Annotated in this window: 17 protein-coding genes; 15 read left to right on the forward strand and 2 right to left on the reverse strand. The window is 32.0% G+C overall.

Features of this window, described 5'->3' with window-relative positions:
• The first annotated feature begins 130 nt into the window (after positions 1-130).
• The 13 genes from ACHRV0_RS08885 (at position 131) to ACHRV0_RS08945 (ending at position 15,209) form a co-directional block, all read left to right on the forward strand.
• Positions 131-484, forward strand: coding sequence for a 4Fe-4S dicluster domain-containing protein (locus ACHRV0_RS08885; RefSeq protein WP_089056634.1), 354 nt, complete (start codon positions 131-133; stop codon positions 482-484).
• A gap of 173 nt (positions 485-657) precedes the next feature.
• The gene (locus tag ACHRV0_RS08890; RefSeq protein ID WP_395440565.1) at positions 658-1,821 is read left to right on the forward strand and encodes a hypothetical protein; all 1,164 of its coding nucleotides are present in this window, start codon (positions 658-660) and stop codon (positions 1,819-1,821) included.
• Between the two features lie 310 nt (positions 1,822-2,131).
• Entirely contained in the window at positions 2,132-3,226 is a 1,095-nt protein-coding gene (gene ychF / locus ACHRV0_RS08895) for a redox-regulated ATPase YchF (RefSeq protein WP_089052424.1), read from the forward strand.
• A 351-nt stretch (positions 3,227-3,577) separates the two neighbouring features.
• The gene (locus tag ACHRV0_RS08900; protein WP_395440566.1) at positions 3,578-4,255 is read left to right on the forward strand and encodes a TIGR02117 family protein; all 678 of its coding nucleotides are present in this window, start codon (positions 3,578-3,580) and stop codon (positions 4,253-4,255) included.
• A gap of 7 nt (positions 4,256-4,262) precedes the next feature.
• Entirely contained in the window at positions 4,263-4,937 is a 675-nt protein-coding gene (locus ACHRV0_RS08905) for a hypothetical protein (protein ID WP_395440567.1), read from the forward strand.
• A gap of 92 nt (positions 4,938-5,029) precedes the next feature.
• Positions 5,030-5,947: a YihY/virulence factor BrkB family protein gene (locus ACHRV0_RS08910; RefSeq protein WP_129025138.1), complete on the forward strand. Its 918-nt coding sequence runs from the start codon at positions 5,030-5,032 to the stop codon at positions 5,945-5,947.
• A 16-nt stretch (positions 5,948-5,963) separates the two neighbouring features.
• The gene (locus ACHRV0_RS08915; protein WP_395440568.1) at positions 5,964-6,488 is read left to right on the forward strand and encodes an NADPH-dependent FMN reductase; all 525 of its coding nucleotides are present in this window, start codon (positions 5,964-5,966) and stop codon (positions 6,486-6,488) included.
• Between the two features lie 3 nt (positions 6,489-6,491).
• Positions 6,492-7,472 (forward strand): transglutaminase domain-containing protein, encoded by a 981-nt coding sequence (locus ACHRV0_RS08920; RefSeq protein WP_395440570.1) that lies wholly within the window; start codon positions 6,492-6,494, stop codon positions 7,470-7,472.
• An 84-nt stretch (positions 7,473-7,556) separates the two neighbouring features.
• Entirely contained in the window at positions 7,557-8,732 is a 1,176-nt protein-coding gene (gene pncB, locus ACHRV0_RS08925; RefSeq protein ID WP_129025132.1) for a nicotinate phosphoribosyltransferase, read from the forward strand.
• 163 nt (positions 8,733-8,895) lie between these two features.
• Positions 8,896-10,764, forward strand: a complete 1,869-nt coding sequence (locus tag ACHRV0_RS08930) for a DNA topoisomerase IV subunit B (protein WP_395440572.1) — start codon at positions 8,896-8,898, stop codon at positions 10,762-10,764.
• A gap of 17 nt (positions 10,765-10,781) precedes the next feature.
• Positions 10,782-11,885: a YhcG family protein gene (locus ACHRV0_RS08935; RefSeq protein ID WP_395440573.1), complete on the forward strand. Its 1,104-nt coding sequence runs from the start codon at positions 10,782-10,784 to the stop codon at positions 11,883-11,885.
• A gap of 9 nt (positions 11,886-11,894) precedes the next feature.
• Positions 11,895-12,455, forward strand: a complete 561-nt coding sequence (locus tag ACHRV0_RS08940) for a hypothetical protein (protein ID WP_395440574.1) — start codon at positions 11,895-11,897, stop codon at positions 12,453-12,455.
• Between the two features lie 36 nt (positions 12,456-12,491).
• A complete protein-coding gene (locus ACHRV0_RS08945; RefSeq protein WP_395440575.1) occupies positions 12,492-15,209 on the forward strand; it encodes a DNA gyrase/topoisomerase IV subunit A in 2,718 nt (905 codons plus the stop codon).
• 65 nt (positions 15,210-15,274) lie between these two features.
• Here ACHRV0_RS08945 and ACHRV0_RS08950 read toward each other — a convergent pair whose 3' ends face one another.
• Positions 15,275-17,731 carry an AAA family ATPase gene (locus ACHRV0_RS08950; RefSeq protein ID WP_395440576.1) on the reverse strand — a complete coding sequence of 819 codons (2,457 nt, stop codon included), beginning with the start codon at positions 17,729-17,731 and terminating at the stop codon, positions 15,275-15,277.
• 7 nt (positions 17,732-17,738) lie between these two features.
• Positions 17,739-18,791, reverse strand: coding sequence for a PKD domain-containing protein (locus ACHRV0_RS08955; RefSeq protein ID WP_395440578.1), 1,053 nt, complete (start codon positions 18,789-18,791; stop codon positions 17,739-17,741).
• 214 nt (positions 18,792-19,005) lie between these two features.
• Here ACHRV0_RS08955 and ACHRV0_RS08960 point away from each other — a divergent pair, with 214 nt between their 5' ends.
• On the forward strand, positions 19,006-19,644 hold the full coding sequence (locus ACHRV0_RS08960; protein WP_395440579.1) for a C40 family peptidase: 639 nt from the start codon (positions 19,006-19,008) through the stop codon (positions 19,642-19,644).
• Positions 19,622-20,572 (forward strand): type VI secretion system baseplate subunit TssG, encoded by a 951-nt coding sequence (locus tag ACHRV0_RS08965; protein WP_395440580.1) that lies wholly within the window; start codon positions 19,622-19,624, stop codon positions 20,570-20,572. The genes ACHRV0_RS08960 and ACHRV0_RS08965 overlap by 23 nt, the downstream gene beginning before the upstream one ends.

Raw genomic sequence — 20,572 nt, forward strand, 5'->3', positions numbered from 1 at the left:
TGTATATGAAAGGTTTTGATTGTAATTTTGCACAAAAATAAGCTATATTAAGTTATAAGGCAAAGCCGAATAAAATGTTTGACATTTTTAATGGAAATCTGATAACTTTTAACTCGAAATCAAGAATAAAATGGCAATAATTATAACAGACGAATGTATTAATTGTGGGGCTTGCGAACCAGAATGCCCAAATACAGCAATTTATGAAGGAGCTGATGATTGGAGATACAAAGACGGAACTAGTCTTTCAGGAAAAGTAATTTTACCAGACGGAACTGAAGTTGATGCAGAAGATGCACAAACTCCAATTTCTGACGAGATCTATTATATTGTTCCAGGAAAATGTACAGAATGTAAAGGTTTTCATGATGAACCTCAATGTGCTGCTGTGTGTCCTGTTGATTGTTGTGTACCAGATGATAATCATGTAGAAGACGAAGAAACTTTGTTAAACAGACAAGCGTTTTTACATGGAGATGCATAATCTTTCTAAATAAATGATAAAAAAAATCCTGAATATAATATTCAGGATTTTTTTTGCTCAAAATTTTGCTTTTGTAAATAGGCTATTTTGTTGGTTTTTAATGTTTTTGATTTTTAATTTTTTGAAATTGTAAGAATAAAATTAATACTTTAGTTGAAAATTTAAGATTGCCTATGAGGAAAATTATACTTCTATGTATTGTGTTATTCGGTACTAGTATTTCTGCACAAAACGAGGAGCATTCTATAGTTGTAAAAGATATAGAAACGCAATTGCCTATTGAAAATGCTACGATTGTTGTTTTGAAAACCAAACAGATTTTATTAACTAATAAAGATGGTAAAGCTGTTTTTGTGTTAAACGGAGGATCTAATATACAGGTTTCTGAAACTAATTATGAGAGTTTAACCATTCGATGGACTTCTTTAAAAGAGAATAATTTTGTGGTTTATCTAAACAGTAAGAATAATAAACTAGATGAAGTTGTTTTGTCTAAACAATCACCTCAAAAAGTACTTCAAAAAATAGTTTCTAACTCTATGCATATGTTGGCCGCATCTTATAGGCTGAAAGTGTATGTAAGAGAGTTTTTTATGCTCGATAATCAATATTCTTATTATAATGACGGGCTTGTAAATTTTCAGTTTGTTGGAAATCAGAAAAAAGCAGAAACAACGCTTTTGGTAGAACAAAACAGATCTTACGGGATATTAGAAACAGACGTAAGTGCAGATTTAAAAGGTTATAATTTGAATAATATCATGGAGAATTATTCGAACTTAAAATATTTTGAACCGCTCTTAAGCTCAAAAGCAAAAAAAGAATACGATTTTATTATAAAAGGTCATTCCAAAAATAAAGATTACTATGTAATGACAATTACACCTTTGGAGAAAGCAAAAGAAGCAATTGATAGTTTTGAAATTATTTACGATCCAGAAAAGAAACTTATTCTAGAGTTTACAATTGATGCAACTCCGAAAAATATTGATAAAATAGAAGAAAACACGACTGTAAATTCAAAAAATATTACAAAGTCTTTTGTAAAAGTGGATTATAGATTTGATGGCAAGAATTATTATTTGTTGAGCTCAAACGAAGAAATAGCTTATAATCTTATTTTAAAAGACGCAGTTAAAAAGATTCAAGTGCGTAATAGCTTTACAACAACAAGTTTTAGTAAACAAAATTTCACTTATAAGGAAAGTGACGTTTTTAAAGAGAAATCGCTTTTTAATAAAAAGAATAAAATCCTAACCAATTACTGGGATATTTCAGGATTAACAGCTACAGATGAAGAAAAGGCAATTGTAAGTTCCTTAGAGTTTAAAATGTAGTTTTGATTAAAATAACAAAAAAAAATCCTGAATGAACTTCAGGATTTTTTTTGTAAAATTATTATTTAGAAGCATGATTTCTCGAGTTTTGAAAAAAAAATAAGCAGTTGAATAAAAGTAATTTTATTAATAAACATTTTTACTTCGCTTAAGAGCTATTAAATCTTATATTTGCAAAATTTTAAAGCCCAAAAATATCATTTTGGCATAAAGAGAAAGAAAAACTTAAAATTATAATCCATTAAGTAATACCGCTTAGTGGCTTGACTCTAGAAATTTGGAGTCTACTAAAAGTAAATAGAAACAACAGATGAAAGCAGGAATTGTAGGATTACCAAATGTTGGAAAATCAACATTATTTAATTGTTTATCTAATGCAAAAGCGCAAAGTGCTAACTTTCCGTTTTGTACAATCGAACCTAATATTGGTGTTGTAAACGTTCCAGATCCAAGAATCAATAAATTGGAAGAATTGGTAAAACCAGAGCGTGTACAAATGGCGACGGTAGATATCGTGGATATTGCAGGTTTGGTAAAAGGTGCAAGTAAAGGTGAAGGTCTTGGAAATCAGTTTTTAGGAAACATTAGAGAGTGTAATGCAATTATTCACGTTTTGCGTTGTTTTGATAATGATAATATTGTACACGTTGACGGAAATGTAAACCCAATTCGTGATAAAGAAACTATCGATATCGAGTTACAGTTAAAAGACTTAGAAACGATCGAAAAACGTTTAGAAAAAGTGAAACGTGCTGCAAAAACTGGAAACAAAGAAGCTCAAACAGAAGAAGCTTTGTTAAACAGAATTAGAGAAGCCTTATTGCAAGCAAAATCTGCAAGAACAATTATTCCTCAAAACAATGATGAAGAAGTTCTTATGGAAGCTTTTCAATTAATTACTGCAAAACCAGTTTTATATGTTTGTAATGTTGACGAAAGTTCAGCAGTAAACGGAAATAAATATGTTGACCAAGTTCGTGAACTAGTAAAAGATGAAGAAGCTGAAGTTATTATTCTTTCAGTAGGAGCAGAGGCAGATATTACAGAATTAGAAAGTTACGAAGAACGTCAAGTTTTTCTAGAAGATATGGGATTAACTGAGCCGGGAGCATCAGTTTTAATTCGTGCAGCTTACAAATTATTAAAGCAGCAAACTTACTTTACAGCTGGTGTAAAAGAAGTTCGTGCTTGGACAATCAATATTGGAGCTACAGCGCCTCAAGCTGCTGGAGTTATCCACACTGATTTTGAAAAAGGTTTCATCCGTGCAGAAGTGATTTCGTACGAAGATTACGTTCAATACGGTTCTGAGGCAAAAGCAAAAGAAGCTGGAAAATTTAAAGTTGAAGGAAAAGAATATGTGGTGAAAGATGGAGATGTAATGCACTTCCGTTTCAACGTTTAATTTTTTTTAAAGAAAAGAATAAAGAAGAAAGAGAATAGACTAAAACTGCTGGAGAGATTCAGCAGTTTTTTTTATGTTTTAAAATGAATAACCACAAGTTTGTCATTTCGACTGAAAGGAGAAATCACACTCGTGAATCCATAAAGAGAATCGTCAATATTTAGCGAGTTTCTCGTGTGATTTCTCCTTTCAGTCGAAATGACAAAAAAAATAAAAAAATCATTTAAATCGACGCTTTCGCGAAAGCGAATCTGTAAAATCCGTGTACCATTTTCTGCGATCAAAATTTTTGGCTCAAAAATTGGTTAGAGAAAAATTAACCAATAACTAATCTAAAACCAATCAATCAAAATGCTAAAAAAATCTTTCAAATTTATAGGCTGGACACTTTTCGGAATTTTCACTTTTCTGGCTTTGTACATTTCATCAGTTTTAATTATTTCGAAAATCACCGTGAATTCAGATATTGCAAAAGTCGAAGAAGAAAATGCGATTCCAATTTACATTCTTTCAAACGGTGTTCATACCGATATTGTCGTTCCGATAAAAAATGAAATCAAAGACTGGCGAAATGAAATTCAATTTAATCAAACCCAATCAAAAGATTCAATAATGAATTTTATCGCTTTCGGCTGGGGCGACAAAGGTTTTTATCTCGATACACCAGAATGGTCAGATTTAAAAGCAAGCACGGCATTAAAAGCTGCATTTGGAGTAAGTTCATCTGCCGTGCATACTACATTTTATAAGCAATTGCAAGAAGGAGAAGACTGCAAGCGTATTTTAATTTCGAAAGAAAATTATCAAAACTTAGTTACTTATATTTCTGGTAGTTTCAATAATCCAACAAAACCAGAATGGATTGAAGGTCACAGTTACGGAAAAAGAGATGCTTTTTATGAAGCAAAAGGAAGTTACAGTCTTTTTTATACCTGTAATACTTGGGCAAACTGCGCCTTGAAAGCAGCAAATCAAAAAGCGAGTTTATGGACAGTTTACGATAAAGGGATTTTTTGTCATTATCAATAGTTGAGTTATGAGAAAAGCAATCTTATTAATCGTCGTAATAATTGCACTAGGATCTTGTAAAAAAGTTAGAATGCGTCCATGTCCTGACTGTTTCTTTTTCTATTTTGAAAGTCCTCAACCAGATAATGATGTTGAGTTAGATAGGTTTCCTCATAAATTTAGAGGGATATACAAAAATGAAGATTCGACTTTTTTAAAAATTGATGAAGATCGTATTATAGCAACGTACTTTGCAAAATATAAAATACATAAAAACAAGATAGATTCTATGAAATCCGATTTTTTAATTTTTAAAAATAAAATAATCAGAAAAGATTCTAAACAAAGTATATACATGTGTCCAAAAGGCGATTCATTAGAATTGACAGAAGTGTATTTAGATACTATTTTTCGATTTTCATATAATCAAAAAGCAAAACGGATTAATGGGGAATTGATATTAAGTACTCGGGATTCCATTTTTTGGGATATTGAGTTTCTTTCTCTAGAGAAAAATAAGCTTAAATTCAAAAATATCTATTTGCCTGGTGATTTAAACAAACTGGATTCTGTTACAGCGATAAAGGCTAGAGTAATTGATTCAATGTCATATTTGATAAAACCAACAAGAAAAGAATTTAAAAATATTTTGAAAATTAAAAATCTAGGTTACGATCAAGAATATAAAAAAGTCTCGAACTGAGACATGGAAAAAATATAAAATTCCTTTACAATACAAGAATTGATTTTTTTTCTTAAATGCTTAAATTTGAGAGAATCTCAAAGAATGAGCAGATGAAAAATCAAAATATATTTTCAAAATCCTGGTATTTATTAAAAACAACATTTTTAGAATTTAATGATGACAATGCTATAAAGTTAAGCGCAGCATTATCGTACTATACCATTTTTGCATTACCTCCGTTATTGATAATTATAATTACTATTTGCGGCGTTTTTTTTGGAGAAGAAGCGGTCACAGGGCAATTATATGGTCAAATTAATAGATTGGTTGGGAATAATGCTGCGGTACAAATTCAAGAAGCAATCAAAAATGTTCAATTATCAGACAGCAATGTATTTGTAACGGTTTTTGGAGTTATAATGCTCTTAATTGGAGCTTCGGGAGTTTTTGCCGAAATTCAGAGCTCAATCAATTACATTTGGGGATTACGGGCAAAACCCAATAAAGGTTTGAAAAAGTTTATTCAAAACAGAATAATGTCATTTTCAATGATTGTAACTGTTGGATTCTTAATGCTTGTGAGTTTGATGCTAAATGCCACACTCGATGTTTTAAACGCACGATTAAAACTTTATTTGCCAGATACTACTGTGTACCTCTTTTATATTATAAATTTAGTAATTGTTTTAGCAAGTATTACATTGCTTTTTGCAATTATATTCCGAACTTTACCTGATGGAGTTATCAAATGGAAAGATGCTTTTATTGGCGCTTCCTGCACCGCAGTTTTATTTATGATAGGTAAATTTGCGATTGGGCTTTATTTAGGAAATTCGACAATTGCCAGTGTATATGGTGCAGCTGGTTCCGTAATTATAATATTGGTCTGGGTGTATTATTCCGCCATTATTTTATACTTTGGTGCTGAATTCACTAAGGTTTATGCGAAAACTTTTGGCGGCAGTATTTCTCCAAATGAATACTCTGTGGAAATACAAAAAGAGATTTTTGAAATCGAGAATAACTAAAAAAAAATACCACAATATGAAAATAATAGCGTTTGGAGGAAGTAACAGTACACAGTCAATCAATAAACATTTAGCAACTTATGCATCAAGTTTATTTGAAAATGCTGATGTAGAAGTTTTAGATTTAAATGATTTTGCAATGCCGCTGTTTAGTGTTGATTTAGAAAAACATATTGGTCAGCATGAACTTGCAAAAGCTTTTTTGGTTAAAATAGAAAGCGCAGATCTTTTAGTAGTTTCTTTGGCAGAGAATAATGGAAATTATTCCGCAGCATTTAAAAACCTTTTTGATTGGTGTTCAAGAATAATGAAAGAAATTTTTCAGCAAAAGCCAATGTTGTTATTAGCAACTTCACCTGGAGTGCGAGGCGGAGCATCAGTTTTAGAAATTGCCAATAATGCTTTACCAAGATATGGAGCACAAATAAAAGCGACATTTTCATTACCTGCTTTTAATGCCAATTTTGATTTAGAAGAAAATAAAATCTCAAATGCAGAGTTAGATAAAGAACTGAAAGATATTATCAAATCAAGTTTTTAATCAATGCCGCAAAAAAAGATTGCTTTTATATTCCTGCTGTTGAACAGTATTTTTTTGAATTACGCTTTTGCACAAAAAATTAGTGAAGTTGACAGAATTGTTGCAAAATATCCAAACAAATTTGCATCAACAGAAAAACTAGCAGAAAAAATTGAAACCGACTTCAATTCTGATTATGATAAAGCACGAGCGATTTACAGTTGGATGGCTTTTAATATAAAGTACGATTACAATGCTTTTTTAAATCCGCCCAAAGCACAAGGTTTTTCATATTCAACAGAAGCAGAGAAGCAACGTAAAATTAAAGCGTTGAATGATAAAATGCTTCAAAAAACTTTTACTTCAAGAATAGCAGTTTGCGAAGGATTTACAGCTTTGTATCAACATTTGGCTGAATTGGTTGGTCTTAAATCTGAAATAATTCGCGGAGATTCTAAAACCAGATTGGCTGATATTGGAAGAAAAACAACTTCTTCAAATCATGCTTGGAATATTGTTTTGATTGATAAAAAATGGCGCTTAGTTGATGTTACTTGGGGACAAGGATATTATGACAGCAACAAAGGAAAAATGGTAAATGATTTTACACCTGTTTATTTTGATACTGATCCTGATTATTTTTTTGCAAAACACTTTCCAGATTCAGGTTCGTACTTAGGAAATAAATTAAGTAAAGAAGATTTTCTTAACGGGCCTTTAATTTACAATAAAACAATAGAAGAAGATTATAAAGTTAAATTGCCGGTTTCTGGAATTATTGGTGCAAAATTTGGCGACAAAATTACTTTTGAAATCAAAAATATTTCAAAATTCGATCAGGTTTTTTATCTTAATAAAAAGAATCAGCCTGTTAAAATTCAAAACTCAAGAGAAAAACGAGGCAGTTTAGAATTTCAAATCGCTTACGACAAAAATATCGGAGATTATATTACTATTTATGTTAATACAAACAGTATTGTTTCTTTTAAAATAATTAAAAAGTAAATTCTGAAAAGGTTTATTTAGCAGTGTTTTTTCCTTTTATCGAATTGCCGTATCTTAGCAATTCAGGATTTGAATTAACAACCTATGGAGACTACTTTTTTGAAATCAATCTTAGATAATGATTTTTATAAATTTACGATGCAGCATGCTGTAATACGGCTTTTTCCAAAGGCAAAAGTTCGTTATGGATTTATAAACAGAGGAAAGCATATTTTTCCTGAAGGTTTTGCAGATTTGCTTCGACGTTCTGTTGATGCTTTGGCTGATCTTCGTTTAACAAAAGAAGAAAAAAATTATCTATCGCATTATTGCCCTTATCTTGATCCCACTTATTTAGATTTTCTGCAAGGGTATAGTTTTGATCCTTCTGAAGTACAAATTTCGCAGGAAGGTTCAGAAATTAAAGTTACCGTTGAAGGGTTTTGGTACAGAACAATTTTATGGGAAGTTCCGTTAATGTCTTTAATTTCAGAGCTTTTTTATAAATCAAATCATTTAATTCGCTTAAATGATGAAGCAATTAAAAATCTTACCAAAGATAAAATTGATAATTACAATAAGCTGGGTGTTTCCGTTTTAGAATTTGGTACAAGACGTCGTCATTCTTATGATGTTCATGTTCTTGTTAATGACACCTTGAATACTTTTGGAGGTCAGAGTTTTATGGGAACCAGCAATGTGCATTTTGCAATGCTCAATAATAAACGTCCGTTAGGAACTCATGCACACGAATGGTTTATGTTTCATGCTGCACAATATGGTTTTAAAATGGCTAATTTGATAAGTTTGGAACATTGGACTCAAGTATACGGCGGCGACCTCGGAATTGCTTTAACGGATACTTATACCACAGAAATATTTTTCAATCAATTTGATAAAAAATATTCCAAACTTTTTGACGGCGTTCGACATGACAGCGGTGACCCGATAGAATTTGCTCAAAAAGTGATTTCGCATTATACCAAGATGGGAATTGATCCAAAATCGAAAGCTATAGTTTTTTCGGATTCTCTTAATTACGAAAAAGTAAAAACGATCGTTGATTTTTGTCAAGACAAAATAAAAATGTCTTTCGGAATCGGAACAAATTTCACTAATGATGTAGGGCTTCCTGCCATGAATATGGTGATTAAATTGACGGATACAAAACCAGATAATTTACATTGGCAGGGTGTAGTGAAACTTTCTGATGAAAAAAATAAAAATACGGGAACGCCCGAAATGATTGCTTTAGCGAAGGAAGTACTCGGAATCAAATAGTATTTCTTTGCCGAAAAAGCAGTTTTTTCATCTTTTTAGCCCCTGTTTTTTTTAAAAATTAGTTTAAATAGATTTTAAACTGTTATTATTCATAACAAAAAGAAAATACGCTTTTATTTTTTGTTAAGAAATGGTACATTAGCAAAAAATCCTAAATTCATATATGCTAGAGCAAAATCAATATACCGAAGATAATATTCGTTCGCTTGATTGGAAAGAACATATCCGTATGCGTCCCGGAATGTATATCGGAAAACTTGGAGACGGTTCTTCTCCAGATGATGGTATTTACATTTTATTAAAAGAGGTTTTAGACAACTGTATCGATGAGTTCGTAATGGGCTCAGGGAAAACTATTGAGGTGACTATCAGGGATAAAACGGTTTCAGTTCGTGATTACGGACGTGGAATTCCGTTAGGGAAAGTGGTTGATGTAGTTTCGAAAATGAATACAGGAGGAAAGTACGATTCTAAAGCTTTCCAAAAATCGGTTGGTTTGAACGGTGTCGGAACAAAAGCGGTAAATGCGCTTTCGAACTATTTCCGTGTAGAATCTGTTCGTGATGATAAACAAAAAGCAGCGGAGTTTTCTGCTGGAAATTTAGTTTCAGAAGAAGATGTAATTGATACTACAAAACGTAAAGGAACAAAAGTAACTTTTACGCCAGACGAAACAATCTTCAAAAACTATAAATTCCGTTTAGAATATGTAATCAAAATGGTCAAAAACTATTGTTACTTAAACAATGGTTTGACTATTATTTTTAATGGAGAAAAATACTATTCAGAAAACGGACTTCGTGATTTATTAGAAGAAACAATTAGCGAAGAAGATTTAGAATATCCAATTATCCACTTAAAAGAGCATGATATTGAGGTTGCGCTTACACACAGTAAAACGCAGTACAGTGAAGAATACCACTCTTTTGTGAATGGTCAGAATACAACACAAGGAGGAACGCACTTAGCGGCGTATCGTGAAGCCGTTGTAAAAACAATTCGTGAGTTTTACAATAAGAATTTCGAAGCATCAGATGTTCGTAAATCGATTGTGAGTGCGATTAGTATTAAAGTGATGGAGCCAGTTTTTGAGTCTCAAACCAAAACAAAATTAGGTTCTACAGATATGGGTTCTGATGATGGAACACCAGCGGTTTCTGTTCGTACTTTCGTAAACGATTTTATCAAAACAAAGCTTGATAATTACCTGCATAAAAATCCAACAACTGCTGAGGCTTTACTTCGTAAAATTCTTCAGGCAGAACGTGAGCGTAAAGAATTATCAGGAATTAGAAAACTGGCAACAGATCGTGCTAAAAAAGCGAATCTTCACAATAAAAAATTAAGAGACTGCCGTGCGCATCTTCCAGATACCAAAAACCCAAGAAACTTAGAAAGTACGCTTTTTATTACCGAGGGAGATTCGGCTTCCGGATCGATTACAAAATCGCGTGATGTAAACACACAAGCGGTTTTCAGTTTGCGTGGAAAGCCTTTGAACTCATACGGAATGACGAAAAAAATTGTGTATGAAAACGAAGAATTCAACTTACTGCAAGCAGCGCTTGATATTGAAGACGGATTAGAAAAATTACGTTACAATAACATCGTAATTGCAACCGATGCCGATGTCGACGGCATGCACATTCGCTTGCTTTTAATTACTTTCTTTTTGCAGTTTTTCCCTGAGTTAATCAAAGAAGGGCATTTGTATATTTTACAAACACCACTTTTCAGAGTTCGAAACAAAAAAGAAACGATTTATTGTTATTCTGAAGAAGAAAGAAAAGATGCTATTGAAAAGCTGAAACCAAAACCAGAAATCACCCGATTTAAAGGTTTAGGAGAGATTTCGCCAGATGAGTTCAAGAATTTTATTGGAGACACGATCCGCCTTGATCCAGTTATGATGGATAAACATACTTCGATTGAACAGTTGTTATCTTTTTATATGGGGAAAAATACGCCAGACAGACAAGAGTTTATTATCAAGAATTTGAAGGTTGAGATTGATGAACTTGAAGAAGTTTAATAATTTTAGAATACTAAATGTCAGACGGCCTTCAAAATAAAGTTATTTTCCAACAAGTCGCCGAGTTATTGCAAAATGCTCGACAACAGGTTTTGCGTACCGTAAATTCAACAATGACAATTACTTATTTTGAAATTGGAAGAATAATTGTTGAGGAAGAACAAAACGGAAAAGATAGGGCAGAATATGGTAAAAAACTTCTAACAGATCTTTCTAAACAATTGACTAAAGAGTTTGGAAAAGGATTTTCGGTAGTTAATTTAGAGAATATTAGAAAGTTTTATTTGACTTATTCAAAATCCGAGTCACTGACTAGGATTTTGCAAATTCAAAAACCCCAGTCACTGACTGAGGAATTCAAATCTGAAAAAACGCAGTCAGTGACTGCGGAATTCAAAAGTCTGGATTACCAAACATTGGCTTCGTTTTTTAAATTAACATTTACTCATTATGTCTTTTTAATGCGAATTGATGATGAAAAAGAAAGACGTTTTTACAAAATCGAAGCTGAAAAACACAATTGGAGTGTACGAGAACTAAAACGCCAATATGATACCGCACTTTATACAAGATTAACATTAAGCAGAGATAAAGAAGGAATCTTAAAACTTTCAGAGCAAGGGCAGATTATTGAAAAACCGAAAGATGTTATCAAAGATCCTTATATACTTGAGTTTCTAGGATTACCCGAATTACATCAATATTCTGAATCGCAATTAGAAGAAGAAATTATTAGTAAACTAGAGCAATTTTTGCTAGAATTAGGTCATGGTTTTACTTTTGTTGGAAGACAGGAAAGAATTACTTTTGATGATAAGCATTTTAGAATTGATTTGGTTTTTTACAATAGAATATTGAGATGTTTTGTCCTTATAGATTTGAAAATTGGTGAATTAAAACATCAGGATTTAGGTCAAATGCAAATGTATGTCAACTATTATGATAGAGAAATGAGATTGGAAGATGAAAACAAAACCATCGGAATTGTGCTTTGCCAGACTAAAAGTGAAGCTGTTGTAAAATATACTTTGCCAGAAAACAACGAGCAGATTTTTGCTAGTAAATATAAGACCGTTTTACCAAGTGTTGAAGTTTTAAAAGAACTTCTGGAAAGTAAATAGATTATAAAAATGAGAAAAATATTTTTATTAGTTGTTGTAATCTTAGTTTCTTGTAAATATGAAAAAAAGGAAGTGTCAACCGAAAATGAAGGAATTCCAATTGTAAAATCAGTAAGCAAAATAATTAATAAAAGAGATTTTCCTTTAAAGAATTTATCTAAAGTTGAGGTTTTGTCTTATGAAGACCGAATGCGATGGGATAGAAAAATTACGAAAAAAGATAATAAATATACAAAAGATCTAGTTGTTGATCATAAATTGAATTTTGATAGTACAAAAGTAAAAGAAAGAGTATTATTAAATTCAGTATTGAAAACAGAATTACTGGAATTAATGTCTCAGGATAGTTGTCAGGTAGAAGAGTTGCCTGCAGATTGTTATATGCCACGACATGTGATACTTTTCAGAGATAAAAAAAATAGAATAATTGGTTATAAAGAGCTTTGTTTGTCGTGTAGAGGTTTTAGAGAATCGAAAAACCTTGAAAATTACAATGGCTTTTGCTTTAGTCAAATGGAAGAGCTTTTTAAAAAAGCTGGAATCAAATATTTTGACGAAGATTATGAATAAAAGAAATAGTTTACTGAAATAAATTCAGCATATATAATGAAAGACGAAGAAGACGATAACATCATTCCAAACGACGACGAGAATAATTCAGATGAAAATCAATTTGATGAAAATCAAGATGATTCAGATGATATTATAAATGTAGATGCAAAGAATTTCGAGGGGCAGCATTTTTACGAAAATAAGGAAGAAGAGGGAGAAGACGTTATTACTAAAGTAACGGGAATGTACAAAGACTGGTTTTTGGATTATGCTTCGTATGTAATCTTGGAACGTGCAGTTCCTGCTATCGAGGACGGATTCAAACCGGTTCAGCGTCGTATTATGCACTCTTTAAAAGAGCTGGATGATGGCCGTTATAATAAAGTTGCCAATGTTGTTGGTCATACCATGCAGTATCACCCACACGGAGATGCAAGTATTGGTGACGCTATGGTACAAATTGGTCAGAAAGATTTATTGATTGACTGCCAGGGAAACTGGGGAAATATCTTAACGGGTGATGGAGCAGCAGCTTCGCGTTATATTGAGGCACGTTTATCTAAATTTGCTTTGGAGGTTTTGTATTCTCCAAAAATTACTGATTGGGGTGTTTCGTATGACGGTCGTCGTGCTGAACCAAACAATCTTCCTGTAAAATTTCCTTTACTTCTAGCGCAAGGAGCGGAAGGTATTGCGGTTGGACTTTCGACAAAAGTACTGCCTCATAACTTCAATGAATTAATAGATGCTTCGATCAAAATTCTAAAGGGTAAGCCTTTTACATTATATCCTGATTTCATGACACAAGGTATTGCCGATGTGTCGAACTATAATGATGGACTTCGTGGCGGACGTGTGCGTGTGCGTGCTAAAATTTCGCAATTAGACAAAAATACCTTGGTGATTACGCAAATTCCGTTTTCTACCAATACATCAAGTTTGATTGATAGTATTTTGAAAGCCAATGAAAAAGGTAAAATCAAAATCAAGAAAATCGAAGATAACACTGCTGCCGATGTTGAGATTTTAATTCATCTTTTCCCAGGGGTTTCTCCAGATAAAACAATTGATGCTTTGTTTGCTTTTACAGCTTGCGAAACTTCTGTAGCACCTTTAGGTTGTGTTATCGAGGATAATAAGCCATTGTTTATTGGTGTTTCTGAAATGTTGAAAATTTCAACACACAGAACAGTTGATTTACTTCGTCAGGAATTAGAAATTCAGTTAGAAGAATTAAAAAATAAGTGGCATTTCTCTACTTTAGAAAAAATCTTCATTCGTGAAGAAATGTATATCGACTTCAAATTATATGGAGACAGAGAATCACTTTACAAATATTTATACGATCGTTTTGAGCCTTTCAAAAAATCATTTGTCAGAGATATTACTGATGAAGATTTACAGCGTTTGACTCAAATTCCGATGATTCGTATTACGCGTTTCGATTCTGATAAAGCCGATGAATTGATTTCGAGGTTAGAAGAAGAAATGAAAGAGGTAGAGCATAATCTGGAACATTTAACAGATTTTGCCATTGCATACTTCACTAAATTAAAAGAGAAATACGGAAAAGGCCGTGAGCGCCAGACAGAACTTCGTGTTTTTGATAACGTTGAAGCTACAAAAGTAGTTCTACGTAACACAAAACTATATGTAAACCGCGAAGAAGGATTCGTAGGGACAAGTTTAAAGAAAGACGAATATGTAGGTGATTGTTCTGATATTGATGATGTCATTGTGTTTTTACGAGACGGAACATTGATGATTACAAAAGTCGATGCCAAAACTTTTATTGGAAAAGATATTATACACGCTGCTGTTTTTGATAAGAGTGATAAGCGTACTATTTATAACATGATGTATCGTGATGGAAAATCTGGTCCGTCATATATCAAGCGTTTCAATGTTTCGGGTGTGACGCGTGATAAAGCGTACGATTTAACAAACGGAACAAATGGTTCGCAAGTTGTGTATTTTTCACATAATCCGAATGGAGAAGCTGAGGTTGTAACTATTTTATTGCGTCAAATAGGAACTATTAAAAAACTGAAATTCGATATTGATTTTGCTAAATTGGCAATTAAAGGACGTGGTTCTAAAGGAAATTTAGTGACCAAATATCCGATAAAAAAAATTGAATTAAAAGAAAAGGGGATTTCGACTTTATTGCCAAGAAAAGTTTGGTTTGATGATACTGTTAAACGTTTGAATGTTGATGCTAGAGGAGAATTGCTTGGAGAATTTAAACCAAGTGATAAAATTTTAGTAATCAGTCAGACTGGAAAATTAAAAGTTATTATTCCAGAATTATCTACTCATTTTGAGGAAGATATGATCGTTTTGGAAAAATGGAAACCTAAAAAACCAATTTCGGCGATTTATTATGATGGAGAAAAAGAACGTTATTTCTTAAAACGTTTCTTAGTAGAAAATGAAGGTAAAGAAGAAAGTTTTATTACAGATCATCCAAATTCGCAGCTAGAAATTGTATCAACGGATTATCGTCCTGTAGCGCAATTAGTTTTTGCAAAAGTAAAAGGAGTTCAAAAAGAAGATTTACATATTGATGTTGAAGATTTTATTGCTGTAAAAGGTTTTAAAGCTTTAGGGAATCAATTAACAGCAGATAAATTAAAACAAGTTAATTTGTTGGAACCGCTTCCTTTTGAAGAACCTGTAGAAGAAGTTCCAGAAAAACCAGAATTGCCAGAAGATGATTCAGTCGAAACAGAATTAGAAGATGATGGCCAGATTGGTTTGATTTTAGAATAAATAGCAAAAAACGCTAAGATTGATTTCTTAGCGTTTTTTTTATATAAAATTGTCGAAGTCTAATTTTAAAGAGAAACGGTTTCTTCTTTAACCCATTTTACTTCGTTGTTTTCGATGCTGACAGAAATTGTATCTCCGTCTTGCACTTCACCAGAAATTATTTTTTTTGCTAAAGGTCTTCTTAAATGTGTTCTAATAATGCTTTTAATTGGTCTTGCTCCATATTTGGCATTGTAACCATTTTCAGCAAGATAAAGTTTTGCTTCGATCGGAATTTCGACTCTAATATTGATATTTTTCAGCAAATCCATGAACTCTTTCTTAAGGTGAATTTCAAATATTTTCAACGCATTTTCTTTGCTGATAGGCGCAAAAGGTACAATTTCTGTTAAGCGTCCCAAAAATTCAGGTCTGAAATAATTTGCCATAATTTCCATTAAAGAACTTGAAGTCGGAATTTCACCGTTATTAAAAGTGGTCACAATATGATCTGCACCAATATTTGAGGTAAAAAGAATAATTGCATTCGAGAAATCGCCTTCCTTTCCTAAGCGGTCATGCAATTTTCCTTCATCCATTATTTGAAGAAAAACATCAAAAACAGAAGGATGTGCTTTTTCAATCTCATCAAATAAAACAATGGAGTAGGGTTTTTGTCTGATCTTGTTTACCAACAAGCCGCCCTCTTCATAACCAACATATCCAGGAGGCGCGCCATAGAGCAGTGCTGCAGAATGTTCTTCTTTAAATTCAGACATATCAAATCGGATAATAGCATTTTCATCTTGAAAAAGGAATTCAGCTAAAGATTTGGCTAACTCTGTTTTCCCGGTTCCTGTTGGGCCTAAAAAGAAGAATGATGCAATAGGCTGTCCAGCCTTGCTCAATCCCGATCTTGATTCTAAAATTGAGCCTGCAACGGTCGAAATACAATGATCCTGACCAATAACTCTTTGGTTTAAGACCTCTTCAATGGTGCTTAGTTTCTGTTTTTCTTCTTCATTTAGTTTGCCTGCGGGAATACCCGTTTTTTGAGCAATGACTAAAGAAAGATCAAAAGCTTCAATGTGGCTTCTTTTGTCCAAAGCTCTTATTTCAAGAGTGCTTAAAAGAACTGTTATTTGATTAATTAAAGCTGCAGAAGATTCTAATTGTTTTGTTTCATTTTCTTCTTCAGCAATCATTAAAAAGGTAGTTTTTTGTAATATGTCTGCTAAAAACCAGTGACATTCTTTAATTAATTGTTCTTCAGATAAATTGGCGTCATTGTTTTTTAAAACAGCCAATTTGTTTTGAAGTGCTCCTTTTTCTTTTAAAAAAGTCTCACCTGAAGTTTTTAAAACCGACATTGTATGATCAATCAAATTAATTGCTGATTCTGGAAGACTTTTTTCTTTTAAATACCTTCTAGATAATCGTATTGATTCTGAAATGGTTTCGTTGTCAATTTGAATTTTATGATGTTCCTGATAAATTTTGATAGATTCTCGAATCATTCGAAATAATGTTTCATCATTTGCCTCTTCTAGTTTGACAATTTCAAACATTCCAGCAAGACCTTGTTCTTTTTCTATTCTTTTTGAAAATTCATCTATCGTCGAGGTTGCAATAATATTTAAACCTTTTGCCATCTCACTTTTTAAAATGTTGGAAACTCCTGAGTCACCGCCATTTTTATCCAATAAAGTATGAATTTCTTCAATAATAAGTATGGACTTAGGAAACTGCTGTAATTCGTGAATACAGTTTTTTAAGCGATCCTCAATTTCACCTTTGTATGATGCACCAGCGATTAACGAAGATAAATCTAATTCAAACAGCTGTGTTTTGATTAATATATCAGGAACTTGGTTATCAGTTATATTTTGAATTAACGTGTCAATTAGAATTGATTTTCCAATGCCTCTATCTCCAATTAATAAAACATTTGGCTTAGAGAAGCGGCATAAAATTTCTTTAATGGTATTTAATTCTGATTCACGTCCTACCGCAAAAACTTTGTTTTTTTTCTTTTCGGCGTTTTTATGAATACAATATTTACTTAAAAAACCTTTTTTAATTTCTTGTTTCGAGAATGTAGTATTTTGCGGAATTGTTTCTATTTCTTCCAATAATTCATTTCGCGATATAGGATACGTTTTCATTTGATCAAACGAAAATGCTACACCAGGAGAACTAATAGCCGTAATTATGGCATAAAGACTAATTTCCTCTTCATTCAATGCTATTCTTATTGATTCAGCTTCTTTAATAATTTCGTCAATTAAATCACTAGGTTCTGCATCAAGAACATTTGTTGTTTTTGGTTCTTCTTCTATTCGTACATCTGCCCATTCGTCAAGATAATATACATCTTTATTCATGTTTTCAAGACGTTTCAAAAGTGATAAATCACGAGTTAGAATGGCTTTGAGTAAATGAGGTGCTGAGTAATATTTATTTAAATTGGCTTTAGCAATTTTTTTAGCAATTTCGAGTGCACTTAATAGTTCTGTGCTGAAAACATTTTTTTCTTCTTCCATACCAAAATTAATCTTTAGACCATATCAGATACTTTTTTACTTTATAACTGATGTTTATTCCTTTAACACAATTTGTCTGTTTATCTTTGTTAAGACGTATCGATTCTATCTTTATTTTTTTTCCTTTTAATGAAGCGCATAATTGAGAAAAAGTCAATAAATCTTTATCATTTTTTACAACTGGAACATCTAGATCATCACATAAAAAATCAGCAAAATCATCTTTTACTTTACTTCCTTCTGCAACTTTGTTTAATAGGATCTCAAATTGATCTTCAGATATTTTAGGCGCTTTTTTAATTGGCGTAATACTGTCTTTTTGAGTTTTGTTTTTTGGCGCTACAGGAACATATTGCAGCATATCGTCTAGAGGATCTTTTTTTACAGAGCCCCTTGGCAGGCTGAAAGATTCAGCATTTTTTTCATACACGTAAGAAGTTACATCCAGTGGATTTGTCTTTTTAATTACTTTTGGATGTACATAAATTACTTTTTTTGCAACCCTGCTGAAATCTCCATTAATAACAAGAGTGATCGTCTTTTCTCCCGGAGTTAAAAAAGTATATACAGGATTAGAAGATGTTTCAATAACTCCTCTTCCTTCGCCAAAACCCCATTCCCAGGTTTTTGCATTTTCTGAGATAGAATTAAAATAAGTTGCCTGCCCAACTGTAATTACTTTTGAAGTTATGATTTTAGGAGTTCCTAGTTTGTCTAATAAGTATTTATCTGTAAGAACTAGTTCTTTGGTATGAGTGCATTCTCCATTGATGGTAAGGGTTACAATATATTTGCCAGGCTTTTTATAAGTATGAAAAGTATGTCTTCTAGTGTCTATATTAGAGCCGTCTCCAAAATCCCATTTCCAGGACTTAGCATTGGGTGTCCTGTCATAAAATTCAACAGGTTCTTCACTTTGCGAATGATCAGAGAATATATAATACTTCACATCATTGCAATCTACATGTTTAAAAAATTGTATTAGAAAAGATACAATTGCTATAAGAAGAATAATACTAAAAAAAAGTATGATTCTGCTGTCTATTTTTTTAGTGTTCATTTTAGGCTTGTATATAATAATGGCAAAAATAAGTTTATTTATTTTAATATTATATGTAAAATCTTATAAATGTTTAAAATATTATTTTATATTTGTAAACCTATACCTATTTTAATGTCTCTTGTTATAAATGAGAAATACCACTTCTATCTCATTTTGGTTGTAAAAAAATCTAATAAGGGCATTCAAATTTTCTAATTATTAATACTAAAAAATGAAACAGTTATTTGTTCTGTTGCTTGTTGCTATATGCTTTGGATGTACTGGAAAAAAATATATTTCACAAATTCCTTTTAAATATGATTACTCACTAGAGTTACTCAAAAAAGATGCGGAAATGGAAGAAACAGGTTTAAAAAATAAAACCGTTGTTAATGATAATTCTGAAAATCTAAGTGATGAAGTTTTATATCTAAAAGAGAAGTACTCAATTGTATTAGCAGTTATGCCCAATAAGATTACCAATTATAAACTCTATTCTTATTTTGACCCATGGCTTAATACGCCATATAAGGAAAAGAGTTTTTCTAAAAAAGGAATAGACTGTTCTTATTTTCTTCAATCTCTGTATAGTGATGTTTATAAAGTTACACTGCCTAAAGATCCGGCAGGAATGTGGAAATCAAAGTCTATTCAGATTTTTACTGGACGTACATTTTTGGCCGAAGGCGATCTGGTTTTTTTTAGATACGATAAAGATCATCCCATTTCAGATGTGGCTTTGTATCTGCACAATGACAGAATTTTGGCCTGCACAGATAAAGGTTTAGGGATTTACAATTTTAACGATGAATATTTTCAATTGCGATATATAGGAGCAGGGCGAATAAATGAAGATACAAGAAAAAAATAATAAAGATCTTGAAAATATAGTACAGGAAATAGAAAGCATTTCTTATGATATTCGAGCAGAAATTATTGCTAACGAACTAATAGAAAAAGAGGTTATTTCTGCTGATGAAATTACCATTTCAAATCAAGGACAGTTTTCAAGAGCTTTCAGAAAAGATGTTTTAAGTGCTGTAATTCAGGACGATAATTATATTAGGCATGATTATGTTACAATGCTTTTGTCTCGTGACAGCATGTATGATTCTCTGCCTGAAGGATTTGTGCATAGTTTGTCTGAAAACAAAACAGACAAGTCTGTCCGCCAGATGATTAAGGAACATAAACATCAAAAAAAACAGGAAAATGAAGCGCGCAGTTTTTTTGATCCTTTTGAAAATGAAATTTTTCATTACCGAACAAAAATTGAAAGTGTTGAGAAAAGCTTTTTGTATAAACTAAATGGCAGTAAACCCCTTGATTTTTTCTATGACTTTTGGGGATTATCAAAAAATTATCCCGCCGTTTTGGTCTCAAAGTTTATACAATTGCTGCCTTATGCTTATAAAATCGTTGGAGATATTGATCTGTCCTGCCGCTGTCTGGAGACTATTATTGAAGAAAAAGTAGAATATATAATTACAAGTTCAAAAGAATACAGCGAAGAAAATGAACAGATTAATTTAGGAGAAAATAGGTTAGGAGTCGATTTTATCTGCGGGAATAAATACATGGATTATTCGATGAACGTAACAATAAAAATTGGTCCAATTATGAATAATTCCTTTGAGAGTTATATACACAACGGATCAATAAAAAGATTTATAGATTGTTTTTATGAGCATTTCTTCCCGATGGAAGTAGAACCAAAAACAGTTTTGATAATGAATCATGAAACAGAAGAATTTAATTTTAATAAACAGCCTGTGTTAGGGTATACAACACGAATTTAA

The organism is Flavobacterium sp. FlaQc-30 (genome assembly GCF_044005885.1).
Lineage (GTDB): Bacteria > Bacteroidota > Bacteroidia > Flavobacteriales > Flavobacteriaceae > Flavobacterium.